11 protein-coding genes and 1 other annotated feature are annotated in these 13,412 nt (G+C 38.9%); of the genes, 7 read left to right on the top strand and 4 right to left on the bottom strand.

Annotation, left to right across the window (positions count from 1 at the left end):
• Positions 1–219 precede the first annotated feature (219 nt).
• Positions 220–2,127: an asparagine synthase (glutamine-hydrolyzing) gene (asnB, locus tag N782_RS19165; RefSeq protein ID WP_036824195.1), complete on the top strand. Its 1,908-nt coding sequence runs from the start codon at positions 220–222 to the stop codon at positions 2,125–2,127.
• On the opposite strand, the gene N782_RS19170 is transcribed toward asnB, so the two are convergent.
• Positions 2,120–3,010 carry a C39 family peptidase gene (locus tag N782_RS19170; RefSeq protein WP_052111453.1) on the bottom strand — a complete coding sequence of 297 codons (891 nt, stop codon included), beginning with the start codon at positions 3,008–3,010 and terminating at the stop codon, positions 2,120–2,122. The two genes, asnB and N782_RS19170, sit on opposite strands and share 8 nt — an antisense overlap.
• A 69-nt stretch (positions 3,011–3,079) precedes the next feature.
• Entirely contained in the window at positions 3,080–3,601 is a 522-nt protein-coding gene (locus tag N782_RS19175) for a gamma carbonic anhydrase (RefSeq protein ID WP_036824198.1), read from the bottom strand.
• A 77-nt stretch (positions 3,602–3,678) separates the two neighbouring features.
• On the opposite strand from N782_RS19175, the gene N782_RS19180 reads away from it, so the two are divergent.
• Both N782_RS19180 and N782_RS19185 read left to right on the top strand, forming a co-directional pair.
• Positions 3,679–4,467, top strand: a complete 789-nt coding sequence (locus N782_RS19180) for an alpha/beta hydrolase (RefSeq protein WP_036824200.1) — start codon at positions 3,679–3,681, stop codon at positions 4,465–4,467.
• Between the two features lie 15 nt (positions 4,468–4,482).
• Positions 4,483–5,550 (top strand): tetraprenyl-beta-curcumene synthase family protein, encoded by a 1,068-nt coding sequence (locus N782_RS19185; RefSeq protein WP_036824202.1) that lies wholly within the window; start codon positions 4,483–4,485, stop codon positions 5,548–5,550.
• A 15-nt stretch (positions 5,551–5,565) separates the two neighbouring features.
• Here N782_RS19185 and mnmM read toward each other — a convergent pair whose 3' ends face one another.
• Entirely contained in the window at positions 5,566–6,129 is a 564-nt protein-coding gene (gene mnmM / locus N782_RS19190) for a tRNA 5-(aminomethyl)-2-thiouridylate-methyltransferase MnmM (protein WP_036824204.1), read from the bottom strand.
• The gene (gene mnmL / locus N782_RS19195) at positions 6,110–7,084 is read right to left on the bottom strand and encodes a tRNA modification radical SAM protein MnmL/YtqA (protein WP_036824207.1); all 975 of its coding nucleotides are present in this window, start codon (positions 7,082–7,084) and stop codon (positions 6,110–6,112) included. The genes mnmM and mnmL overlap by 20 nt, the downstream gene beginning before the upstream one ends.
• A gap of 1,074 nt (positions 7,085–8,158) precedes the next feature.
• Here mnmL and N782_RS19200 point away from each other — a divergent pair.
• The 4 genes from N782_RS19200 (at position 8,159) to N782_RS19220 (ending at position 12,462) form a co-directional block, all read left to right on the top strand.
• A complete protein-coding gene (locus tag N782_RS19200; RefSeq protein WP_237582697.1) occupies positions 8,159–8,434 on the top strand; it encodes a DUF2524 family protein in 276 nt (91 codons plus the stop codon).
• Positions 8,435–8,541: 107 nt separating this feature from the next.
• Positions 8,542–8,761: a binding site (T-box leader), on the top strand.
• 74 nt (positions 8,762–8,835) lie between these two features.
• On the top strand, positions 8,836–11,250 hold the full coding sequence (gene leuS, locus N782_RS19205; protein WP_036824210.1) for a leucine--tRNA ligase: 2,415 nt from the start codon (positions 8,836–8,838) through the stop codon (positions 11,248–11,250).
• 550 nt (positions 11,251–11,800) lie between these two features.
• Entirely contained in the window at positions 11,801–12,112 is a 312-nt protein-coding gene (locus N782_RS19215; RefSeq protein WP_036824215.1) for a rhodanese-like domain-containing protein, read from the top strand.
• Positions 12,113–12,126: 14 nt separating this feature from the next.
• Positions 12,127–12,462 carry a rhodanese-like domain-containing protein gene (locus N782_RS19220; RefSeq protein WP_052111454.1) on the top strand — a complete coding sequence of 112 codons (336 nt, stop codon included), beginning with the start codon at positions 12,127–12,129 and terminating at the stop codon, positions 12,460–12,462.
• The last annotated feature ends 950 nt before the right edge of the window (positions 12,463–13,412 follow it).

Consider the following 13,412-nt stretch of genomic DNA (forward strand, 5'->3'; position numbering starts at 1 on the left):
AATCCAAGTCTTCAACATAATGGGGCTATTAAGGAATAGTTGCAGCAGTATTTAACAAATCCTATAAAAATAGCCTGAAAATCAACATTCAAACACTCTATTCTTTTTGAATAACACTTAGGGGCACTTTCGTTTTAGTTTATTATAACTATGTTTCCCATATAATGCTTTTGTGGTAAACTAAAACAGGAATGTGACCAGAAAGAGAGGATCCTTCGTATGTGTGGTTTTATTGGAGTTATACGACATATGCCTTCTCCTTTAGATGAAGAGGGGAAGCAGAGATTTAAACAAAGAAATGATATTATTACCCATCGAGGACCAGATGATGAGGGTTATTACCATGATGAGTATGTATCCTTCGGTTTTCGTCGTTTAAGTATTATAGATATTGAGAGTGGCCATCAGCCGTTAAGCTATGAAGATGAACGGTATTGGATGGTTTTTAATGGTGAAATTTACAACTATGTTGAATTGCGCGAGTCTCTTCAAAAGAAGGGATACACGTTTGAAACAGAGTCTGATACAGAAGTCATTGCTGTCATGTTCAGTGATCAACGTGAACAAGCGTTTTCACAATTACGTGGAATGTTCTCTATCCTAATATGGGATAAACAAGAGCAAACGCTATATGGCGCGCGAGATCCATTCGGGATAAAGCCGTTATTTTATAGTGAACAGAATGGCGAAACGTACTTTGCTTCTGAGAAGAAAAGTATCACGCTCCTACAGGAAAATGAACTAGTGAATACAGAGGCATTGCAGCATTATTTAAGCTTCCAATATGTTCCTGAGCCAATGACGCTTACAGATGGCATACATAAAGTCGAGCCAGGTTATTACTTTGTTAAAAAGCCGAGTGAATCGATTGAGTTCCACCGTTACTTTCATGCTACGTTTACACAGGTATCAGGTGAGCAACAGAAGTGGATTAAAGAAATACAAGATGTACTATATGACTCAGTCAATGTACATATGCGAAGTGATGTACCAGTAGGCTCCTTCTTGTCCGGTGGAATTGATTCCTCTATCATTGTGGCAATGGCACGAGAGTTCAATCCGAATATTAAGACCTTCTCCGTAGGGTTTGAACGTGATGGATATTCAGAGGTAGATGTTGCGAAAGAGACTGCTGATAAACTTGGTGTAGAAAATATTTCGTACACGATAACACCAGAAGAATACATTCAAAAGCTACCTAAAATTATGTGGCACATGGACGATCCATTAGCCGATCCAGCATGTGTGCCGTTGTATTTTGTAGCACGTGAAGCAAGAAAGCATGTCACAGTTGTCTTATCTGGTGAAGGTGCGGATGAACTGTTTGGTGGATATAACATCTATCGTGAACCAGAGTCCTTGAAGATGTTTGACTCGATGCCAGGAACCATAAAAAGCTTGTTAGGCCGGGTAGCGAAGGTATTACCTGAAGGCGTCAAAGGCAAAAGCTTCATAGAACGTGGAACTACGCCTTTAAAGGAACGTTATATCGGTAATGCGAAAATGTTTGAAGAAGCTGACAAACAATCGATTCTGAAGGATTATCATCAGCAATCAAGCTATCAATCGTTAACAACTGATTTATACAGTCAAGTTGAATCAAACCATCCTGTAAATCAAATGCAATACATTGATATGCAGACTTGGCTTCGCGGGGACATTTTGTTGAAAGCTGACAAAATGACGATGGCAAATTCACTTGAACTAAGGGTGCCTTTCTTAGATAAGGAAGTATTTAATGTGGCTCGTCAGCTTCCAGTTGATATGAAAATCGCAGAAGGCACGACAAAATCCATTTTGCGTAAAGCTTCTCGTGGAATTGTTCCAGATCACGTTCTCGATCGAAAAAAACTAGGCTTTCCTGTTCCCATTCGTCATTGGTTAAAAGATGAATTGTATGACTGGGCTAAGCAGCTTATTCAGAACAGTGAAACAGACCACTTGATTGAGAAAAAAGTTATCATGCAATTGCTTGAAGATCATGTTCAAGGAAAAGCAGACTACTCCCGAAAAATCTGGACGGTTCTTATGTTCATGTTATGGCATCAAATTTATGTAGAGCGAAAATATTCCATGAAAGATTTAATGGAAGAAGATAAATCAACAAGCAAGCTATCCATTACTTAATGGAAATCGCTTGCTTGCCCATTTGCACCCATGCTTCTCGGAAGTCCGAAATGGGTGCTTTTTTCTTTTGTCCTGATATCGGGTCATTAAAATAAATAGACTGACTATCATAGCCGGTTACTAATACGGAGTGTTCTTTCATCGTAATACGCTTGGGACCTTGAGGTGTCTTCCAGGTTTCAAAGTAATCTTCAGATAGTTTCTTATACGTGGTATTCGTAATAACCCAGACAGGTCGCTTTTCGTTTAATTGCTCAAGAATTTGGAAAAAAGAGCCGCCGCTGAAGTCATTCACACGCTCCGCGTCCACATATTGAGCCGTAAGGTTTGCTATAGGTCCGTGGTAAACTCCATATCCAGGTTTACTCAAGTTATACATATTGCCTACAAACCCTTTATTCGGATTCCCAAATGATATCTCGCCATCCTTTTCACTATAAGGTGTAGTATCCTTTGGAACTTGCTTGGCAAGGGTCATCTTATCTACATCTATATCATGATATTGGAGCAACATGCTTAATGACGTGACTTCGCAACCCCTTGGTAACTCAGGATATTGATTAGAAGTAGGCGCAGATAACTGGACTTTTTCTGCCAAGTGATACTGATCAATAAGTGGTACAATAGGCTCTAACTCTTCAGCGCTTAAACTGTTTGCCGTTACATGTGCTTGATTAGAACTGAACCAATTTTTGACCGTCGACATCCATTGATATTGGTTTTGCTGCATTGCAATGGTACCTAGGGCTATAGAAGAAACCATAAATAATAAACTATACCATTTTAAAAGCTTTTTAAACGATTGTTGGACGCTTTGAAACAAGGAGAGGACAATAAGTAGTACACTCATGAGGATTGTACTAATCGTTAATGTTTCTAACATCGATTATTGTGCACCTCCTTGGTGTTTAGTTTCTCCAGTGGATGTATGAATAGCCTTGAAACAAATCGGCTATGTTTCCTTAGTTTGTAAAGATTTATAGTACTGCCCTTTTTCTACATATTCATTTCTGATTCGGTCCATCTCCCTACTATCTTCATCGGTCAAATTTCTTATTACTTTAGCAGGCCTGCCAAATGCAAGAGTGTGTGGTGGAATTTTTTTATTTGGAGGAACTAGACTTCCTGCTCCAATGAAAGCCCCTTCCCCAATCTCTGCCCCGTCTAAAACGGTAGAGCCCATTCCGATAAGGGCATTCTTTTTAATGTGGGAGGAATGAAGCATGGCCTGGTGTCCAACTGTTACTCCTTCTTCTATAATAAGTGGCATGTTAGGACTTTGGTGGAGAAGGCTTTGGTCTTGTATGTTTGTTCTTTTGCCAATATGTACAGGGGCAACATCTCCACGAATAACTGTTTTGAACCAAATACTTACCTCTTCTTCAATTGTTACGTCACCAGTAACGACAACGTCATCGGCAAGATACGCTGTCTCATGAATTTGTGGAATTTTTCCTTTATATTCGTATATCATTTGAATCCTCCTTGAACATATGGTGTTATAAATAGTATAACAAAATCTTTTATTTGTAGGGGAAGGAAGCGATTGATATGAAACAAGTATTATCAGACCAACCAAAGGCAACGATTGTAATAGTTCATGGTGCATTTGAACATTCGGGACGTTATGAGTGGCTTGCTAACCGATTCCGTATGGAAGGGTATCATTGTATTTATGGTGACTTACCTGCTCATGGATACCATGATGGAAAGAAAGGCCACATTGATTCCTTTCAGGAGTATATAGCTACCATTTCAAAATGGGTAGAACACGCCGAGACATTTGGATTGCCTATTTTCTTGTTAGGTCATAGCATGGGAGGCTTAGCCGTAATCCGAACCCTTCAAGAAAAGAAATTGCCTATTGAGCGAGTAATTTTATCCTCACCTAGTCTCGGACTTAGCTTCAATCCACCTAAGCCTTTGAAAGTCATCGCTTCTGGATTGAAAATACTAGCACCTAAAACAAAGTTCAGCAGTAATATGTCGTCAGAACTTGTCACAAGAGACCCTGTTGTAAGAGCTAATGATGAACAAGATGATTTAATTCTAAAGAAGGTTTCTGTGAAATGGTTTAGCGAACTAAATAAAGGAATGAAAGTCGCTTTTGAAAAAATAAATATGTATCCAAACTTGCCAACTCTTGTGATGCAAGCTGGAGATGATAAAATTGTAGATAAAGAAAACACGAGAAAATGGTTTGATAGCATAACAATAGATGAAAAAAGTTACAAAGAATGGGGAAACCTGTATCATGAGATCTTTAATGATCCTGAAAAGGAAGAGGTTTTTCAATATGCTAAGGCATTTTTAGAGCTTCATACCCCTAAAGCAACGTAAAAGGAGGCTAGGCATTTGTCTATTCCGAGTACACCTATTCATTTAATGACGACAATTTATCGACGAATATTTCCTTACACGAATAAGGAATTAGCTTATTGGCAAAATAGAGCGGAGCAAATACCTAATCAAGAACTTCGACAACAAGCACTAGATTCCATTGAGGCAAAAACATTTCATTGTGAAGGTGGCTCTATATATTCCCTTTTGTCGCAACAAAATTGGCAAGAAGCTATTCGATTTATTGTTGCGTATCAAACAATATCGGATTATTTAGACAACCTTTGTGATCGTAGTACCTCTCTAGACCCAGATGATTTTAGATGCCTTCATCAATCTATGTTGGATGCATTAAATCCAGGAGCAGACCTTAAGGAATATTATGCGTACCGAGAAGAAAAGGATGATGGCAACTATCTTCATGATTTAGTACAGACGTGTCAAGCTACCTTATCTAAAATAGGCCAATATGAAATCATTAAGCCATACACACAAGAACTAGCTGCTTTGTATTGTGATTTACAGGTACATAAACATGTCACGTTCGAGGAGCGAGTTCCAAGGTTACGAACTTGGTTTGATGAACATGCGGAGAAATGGAATGACTTGAGCTGGTATGAGTTTTCAGCATGCTCAGGATCAACGCTCGGTATATTTTGTTTAGTTTCTTACGCTTTTAGTGATCACTTAACAGAGGAGCTTACGAGGAACGTGTACAATAGCTACTTTCCTTATATGCAAGGGCTACATATTCTATTGGATTATTACATTGATCAACAAGAGGATCTAGATGAAGGAGATTTAAATTTCTGTTCGTATTATGAGCATGAAAATCATATGAAGGATCGATTTGTCTATTTTATTGATCAAACCAAATTACACATTAACGATCTACCTCATGCCTCTTTTCACCATATGGTTCAGAAAGGGTTGGTTGGTATGTACTTAGCAGATCGAAAAGTACAGTCTATTCAAGGTGCCAACTATATGGTGAAAGATTTGCTAAAAGAAAGTGGATTAAAGGCAAAATTCTTTTATCTCAACACCAAACTATATCACAAACTAAAACCCGGGTTAGCCTAATAAAAGGCTCCCGGGTTATTTCTTTTCAATAGCTAAAATGAAGGGTGGATTGTTTGCCTGGTTAACAAATCCATAGCGCAATACGCTGTATTCTTTTTGCTCGAGTTTTGATAGGTATTTGAGAAGCGCTTCTTTCTCATCTTGTCCTCCAGGGTGGCCGTGATAGACCACTAAGACTAATAGCCCTTGTGGTTTTAATAAGTCAAGCGTGTCCTGGATAGCTGTTAATGTTGTATCTGGTTTGGTTACGACAGATTTATCACTTCCAGGTAGGTAGCCTAAATTGAAAATCGCTCCACCCAGTCTAGTTGAAGGTTCCGGAATGTAATTTTTAAGCTTATCGTGACTATCTTGAATGAGTGTTATATTTTTTACATTGTTTTCGTTTATTTTTTGTTCTGTAGAAAGGATAGCCTGCTCCTGTATATCAAAAGAAAGCACTTCTCCGTTATTTCCAACTAGTTGACTAAGAAACAACGTGTCGTGTCCATTTCCAGCTGTGCCATCTAACACAACATCACCTGGATGTACGGAGTCTTCTAATAAGAAATGTGCATAATCAAGAATTCGTTGTAGCATGTAGTTGATTCGCCTCTTTTTTATAATATTTACCTTGCCAGCTGTTCCGTTGTTCAAGCTCTGCATCAATGCTATTGAGTACATCCCATTTATTCATACTCCACATAGGACCAATTAATAAATCAGGTGGACCATCTCCTGTTATGCGATGAACAATCATTTCTGGAGGCAAGATTTCCAATTGATCGACGATGAGCTTCACATAGTCTTCTTTATTTAAGAATTCAAGCTCACCTTTTTCGTATTGCTTCACCATAGGTGTTCCTTTTAATAAATGCAAAAGGTGAATTTTAATCCCTTGTACATCGAGATGAGCGACAGCTTGAGCTGATTCCATCATCATTTCATAAGTCTCACCAGGTAAGCCATTGATTAAATGAGAGCACACGCGAATACCGTGTTTCCGAAGTTTATTAACTCCTTCAACATACGTTTTGAAATCATGAGCCCGATTCATCTTAGAAGCTGTTTGTTCATGAATGGTCTGTAGTCCTAACTCCACCCATAAATAGACACGTTCATTTAATTCAGCTAAATACTCTACGACATCATCAGGAAGACAATCAGGTCTCGTTCCAATAGATAGCCCTACGACACCATCCTGTTTAAGAACTTTCTCATATCGCTCACGAAGCACCTCAATTGGGGCATGTGTATTCGTAAAGGCTTGGAAATAGGCCATATATTTACCATCTTTCCATTTGTGATGCATTTGGTCTTTTATTTTATGAAATTGTACCTCTAAATCCTCTGCACGATCCCCTGCGAAATCTCCACTACCAGCCGCTGAACAAAACGTGCAACCCCCATAAGCAACAGTGCCATCCCGATTGGGACAGTCGAAACCACCATCTAAGGCTACTTTAAACACTTTATGTCCGAACGTATTCTTTAAGTGATAATTCCACGAATGATACCGTTTTTGACCAAAGGAATATGGAAATGGATTGTCCATTTAGAAACTCCTTTATCTTGCGTGTTGTAATTCATTCTAACTTGCATTGTAGCACGACTAGTTTTTATTACAAAGAGGAGGGACGTTCGTGTGATGAAATCAGAACATTGAGTTTATTTAGCATCTACTAAAAGAGGGGAGTATATGGGGAGGATAGTTATTCAAATATAGAGGCATCAGCTTGAAGACTTGGATTCGAGATAATATGGGGGAGTGAGTGGGTCCGATACATAAAAAGGGTTAGGGGTGGGTGGGAAACGGCTCGCGTCCTGCGGGCGGCCCTACACGACGTAGGGTCGTTCGACGTTGTCACACGATGTGACGGTTTTAGTCGAACCTCCCCTTCTCAAGCTACCTTCGGGGAAATGCACCCTCAGGGGATCTCGCCGACCTCTTTCTCCCGCGGGAGTCTCCCCGTTTCCCACCCATCCCTGCTGAAATGTTACGATCGGACTCTCGAAAATACGTTGGTGAACATCTTCTAGCGGACATATATGCTCTTATTTACTCTGAAAACCCTATTTTGGAGAGGTTGACGGACATTGGGTACCTTATTTGTGAAAAAACACCCTTCATTAAGGTGATTTTGGCTCAATAGCGTACTGTATGTCCGTTACGAATGCAAAATAGCCTTTAAATTGAAGAATAAGAGACTATATGTCCGCATAGCATCACTTCGTATCCTGAACCATTCCCCGTTCTTGAATTCCATGATTACGAAAAAGTCCCACTCTAGTTTCCGTTCATCCCAACAACAGTAAAGGTGGCCGTGGAACGACGAGACTCCCGCCGGAGAAAGAGGTAGGCAAGACCCCGCAAAGCCCCGCTTTTGGGCTTGAGGAGGCTTGCCAGCTCGCCGGCAGGACGCGAGTTGTTCCACGGCCACCTTTATTCCATTTAAAGCAACGGAAACATCTATCATTCCCAAAATTATCTCGAATCCAAGTCTTCAATATAATGGGGGATTATGGAATATCAAATGATATATGTAAAAAACAAATGAAATCAAAAATAAAGACAAAATTTCATGCATTACAAGGCCATAGAAAGCACACATTACAAATGAGGTGATTAATGATGGCAACAAGACAATCCATAGAAAATATGATGAATGATGTGAATGAAAAATTAGAATCAGCAAGAGATCAAATAGAAAGAACCAATAAAATGGGCTATCAAATCAATGAAGAATATACGCAAGCTCAACTTGGCTTAGAAGACTTAGAACATGAAATCGATAAGCTTATGCATAGTGCTAATCATCAACAAAAAGAACAACTTCATCGTATGCACTTACAAGTTTCTCAATGCTTGAATGACATGATTCTTGATGAACAGGATTTACAATAATGTCACACGATTTCCTAATCCTTTTACTACTGCCTACTGCCTTAATAAACTTGACAAATGCAAATGGCTTCATTAGAATGAAGAAATACAAATGACGTGCCGAAAGCCAAACAGCATTGATAAAGGAATAGTAGTAAAGGAACAAGAGCTATAGAGAGATAGCGGTTGGTGAAAGCTATCCTTGTACTTTATGAACTCGCCTTTGAGCTGCAAATCTGAAAGTGCAGTAGGATTTGCCGTTTCTCCGCGTTAAGGAGCTTGAGTGAGTGTACATGACACTAACCTGGGTGGTACCGCGGGTGGATATATAAGCCTCTCGTCCCTATTTATATAGGGATGAGAGGCTTTTTCTATATGGCACAGAAGTGAAGGCAAGAGGTAAATTGAGGAGGTAAATGGGTATGGCGTACGATCATAAGTCTATCGAAAAGAAGTGGCAAGACTATTGGCATGAGAACAAGACGTTTGAAACAGACGTTTATAGTAACAAAGAGAAATTCTATGCGTTGGATATGTTTCCTTATCCTTCGGGTGCAGGTTTACACGTAGGACACCCTGAAGGTTACACAGCAACAGATATCATTTCCCGCATGAAGCGAATGCAAGGATATGAAGTCCTTCATCCAATGGGATGGGATGCATTTGGTCTTCCAGCAGAACAGTATGCCTTAGATACTGGAAATGATCCAGAAGCATTTACGAAGCAAAATATTGATAATTTCCGTCGTCAGATTCAATCACTTGGATTTTCATACGACTGGGATCGTGAAGTGAACACAACAGATCCGAATTACTATAAATGGACCCAATGGATTTTCATTAAGTTATATGAGCAAGGACTAGCATATATTGATGAAGTCCCTGTAAATTGGTGTCCTGCTCTAGGCACCGTTCTAGCAAACGAAGAAGTGGTAGACGGTGTAAGTGAGCGTGGCGGACATCCTGTTATTCGTAAACCTATGAAGCAGTGGATGTTAAAGATTACAGAGTATGCTGACCGTTTACTAGATGATCTGGAAGAGCTTGATTGGCCAGATAGTATTAAGGATATGCAACGTAATTGGATTGGTAAATCGGAAGGTGCTGAAGTGTACTTTGATATTGAGGGAAGCGAGCACACTTTCACTGCATTTACTACTCGTCCTGATACTTTGTTCGGTGCAACGTATGCCGTTTTAGCTCCTGAACATCCACTTGTAAAAGATATTGTCACACAAGAACAGCAAGCTGCTATTGATACGTACCTAGATGAAGCGGAAAAGAAAAGTGACCTAGAACGCACTGATTTAGCACAAGGAAAAACAGGAGTATTTACTGGCGCTTATGCGATAAATCCAATTAATGGAGAAAAGCTGCAAGTATGGATCGCTGATTATGTTCTAATGACTTATGGTACTGGTGCCATTATGGCAGTGCCGGCACACGACGAACGTGACTATGAATTCGCTCAAACGTTTGGCCTTCCAATCAAAGCTGTTGTAGAAGGTGGAGATGTAGAAAAAGAAGCCTATACAGGTGAAGGAAAGCACATCAACTCTGACTTCTTAAATGGGTTAGATAAGCAGGAAGCAATCGACAAAGCCATTAATTGGTTAGAAGAAACAGGCAAAGGTTCAAGAAAAACAACGTATCGTCTACGTGATTGGTTATTTAGCCGTCAACGTTATTGGGGTGAGCCTATTCCAATTATTCATTGGGAAGACGGATCAATGTCTCCTGTCAAAGAAGAAAACCTTCCACTAGAACTACCAAAAACTAGTGAAATCAAACCTTCTGGTACAGGTGAATCCCCACTTGCCAATATTGAGGACTGGGTAACAGTTACAGACCCTGAAACAGGTATGAAAGGACGTCGCGAGACAAACACCATGCCACAGTGGGCAGGTAGTTGTTGGTATTACCTTCGTTATGTAGACCCACATAACGATATAAATATAGCTGATAAAGATAAATTAGAAAAATGGCTACCAGTCGATATTTACATCGGTGGTGCAGAGCATGCTGTGCTGCATTTGTTATATGCACGTTTCTGGCACAAAGTACTGTATGATATTGGTGTAGTACCAACGAAAGAACCGTTCCAGCAATTATTTAACCAAGGCATGATTCTTGGTGAAAATAATGAAAAGATGAGTAAATCAAAAGGGAATGTTGTAAATCCTGATGACATCGTTCATACACATGGAGCGGATACCCTTCGCCTTTATGAAATGTTCATGGGACCATTAGAGGCAGCAGTAGCATGGTCTACAAATGGTCTTGATGGAGCTCGTCGTTTCTTGGATCGTGTATGGCGTTTATTTACAGATGAAGGTACACAATCTGCTAAAGTAGTAGAAAATAGTCAAAGCACAGACCTTGAACGTACCTACCATGAAACGGTTAAGAAAGTAACGGAAAATTTTGAGGAACTTCGATTTAACACAGGTATTTCTCAAATGATGGTCTTCATTAATGAAGCTTATAAAGTAGAGGAAGTACCGAAAAAGTATGCAGAAGGCTTTGCTAAACTAATAGCACCAGTAGCACCTCACCTTGCAGAGGAACTATGGAGTGTCTTTGGTCATGAAGAAACAATCAGCTACCAAGCTTGGCCTACTTATGATGAAGCCAAGCTAGAAGACGATGAAGTTGAAATCGTTCTTCAGGTAATGGGGAAAGTACGAGCAAAAATGAGTGTTCCTAAAGATGCTGATAAAGAAGAACTTGAAAAGCGAGCACTAGAAGATGAAACGATCCAAGAATGGATTGAAGGCAAGACAGTACGTAAGGTGATTGCAGTTCCAGGGAAGCTTGTAAATATTGTTGCAAATTAAATGATTGAATAGACCTTCAGCCATATATGCGGCTGGGGGTCTTTTTATTGATAAAAGATACTAATCTTGATTATTCCGATGGGGATACATACCCTTAAGCGTATGTATTGACTTGTGTTCAAAAATATTTAAAATTAGAAAATGCAGAATTCAAACAGGGGGAGAGGGCATGACCTCAACTTATAGAAGAAATTCTATTCATTTCCTGCAAGTCATGAGTGTGTCAATTTTGGCATCGTTCCTTTTTTCTATTGTTGTAGCTTTTAATGGTTATGTACCCATCTCAGATCGTAACCCCAATGTTTATCATTTCTCGATTACAGAACTCTTTTTGTATTTCTTTTTCACGACAATTCTTATTTCAATAGCGATTGGATTTTTATCCTTTTTTCTTTATTTGTTACTACGTAGGCTATTAAGTGTAAGAACATGGTGGTTGAAATTAGTGAGCTTAATAGGGGCGATGGTTTTTGTTTGGGTTTATTATATAATCTTCTATAACTAAATTATTGAAATCTAATACTAAATAATACAATAGGAGCATTCCTACATGTACAATATTAACGAAATAAATGGTGAAGAACTGGAATCAAAGCTTAGTCAGAATAATACAATATACGTGGTAGATGTAAGAGAAGACGACGAAGTGGCTCAGGGAATGATTCCAGGAGCTGTGCATATACCATTACAGAAAATACCAGAGTCAATAGATCAATTACCAGAAGACCGTGAGCTAGTCATTGTTTGTCGAATAGGAATGAGGAGCATGAATGCCTGCTTGTTTTTAAAACAACATGGGTTCGAACATGTCTCGAACCTTTCTGACGGAATGCTAGGGTGGACTGGCGAGATAGTCATATAAAGGAGAGTGACAAGATGTATATCATAGCTATCGTTGCCTTAACAGCCATATTGGTTTGGTTCGTACGCAATGTTTCCTTACCTCATATGTACTTGAAAAAGATTGACCAAAGTACAATTTCAAACGATCGTTATTGTGTTATAGATGTGCGAGACTATGTATCAGCACACAATCAACCATACCCTAGTGCACAAAATATCCCGTTATCCTATCTGCCGAGAGAGCTAAAAGACACTTTTGATTGCACAAAAGATATCGTACTAATCAGCGATGATGTACGTGGTGCAAGAATTGCAGCAAAAATGCTTCGTAAGAAAAACAATCGTCCTATATATTATTTTCAAAGCTAGATGAAACTGCTTCCTGTGTTTTGGGGAGCAGTTTTTTTATTGTCTAACGTACTATAAAATTCAACGCTTGTGTATAACTGAAAAAAGTGATGCGGCCACGTTCAGCTCCAGCGCCCGGCGACTAGTATGCTTCCCTCACCTCTGTGCGATAAGTCAACATCGAATCGCTATGGCTCTTCGTGTTTCCTTTATCTCCTACGGAATCAGGGGAAGTTCGATTAAAACCGCTACGTCACGTAGCGACATCGAACCAACCTACGTCGTGTAGGCCGCAGCACATACGTCGCTATCCGGGCGCTTGCGCTTTTGTTCTTAAATGGAAAAGAAATAATTATTACTTTTTCTTTAATACTAATTTTAATTGGAATCGTAGTGCTAGGTTATGTAATTACACAACATCATCATCTGGTTTTATAGTAGCCGTTCTCTTCTATTTTCTTAGTTTTATATTTCTGTTTTATCCTTCCCAATTTTAAAGAATACCTGCTTAAAAGAGCGAGAGGTAGCTTTAGATAGTGAATAATTTAGAAAATATATCATCGTTTTAGAAGGTTTCATTAATTGGTAGAGAGAAAGACTAAATATAAACATAGAGGCGAACTGAAATACTGGTTTCTATAAAAAAAGAGAGACTACTATAAAATAGGTTTTAATGTAAAAGTAATAAGTGTTTGTTAACGTTTTTTAAAGACGTAAATAGATTATGTAACAAAATTAATAGATTTTATTGACATATGAATGCGAATCTATTATATTAGATTGTGCTGCTTCATAAGAAGACAGTTAACGACACAAAAAACAAAGCAAAAGCAATTCAATGTTAAGAAAATGTTAATTTAATGTTGACTTTTCGTTAAATTGGGTGCTATACTTTGAATGTGTCGAAAGGTGACATATTGAACTTTGAAAACTGAACAAAACAACTTGTAAACAACCTGTTAATTTTTTAA

It is taken from the genome of Pontibacillus yanchengensis Y32 (genome assembly GCF_000770635.1).
Taxonomy (GTDB): Bacteria; Bacillota; Bacilli; order Bacillales; family BH030062; genus Pontibacillus; species Pontibacillus yanchengensis.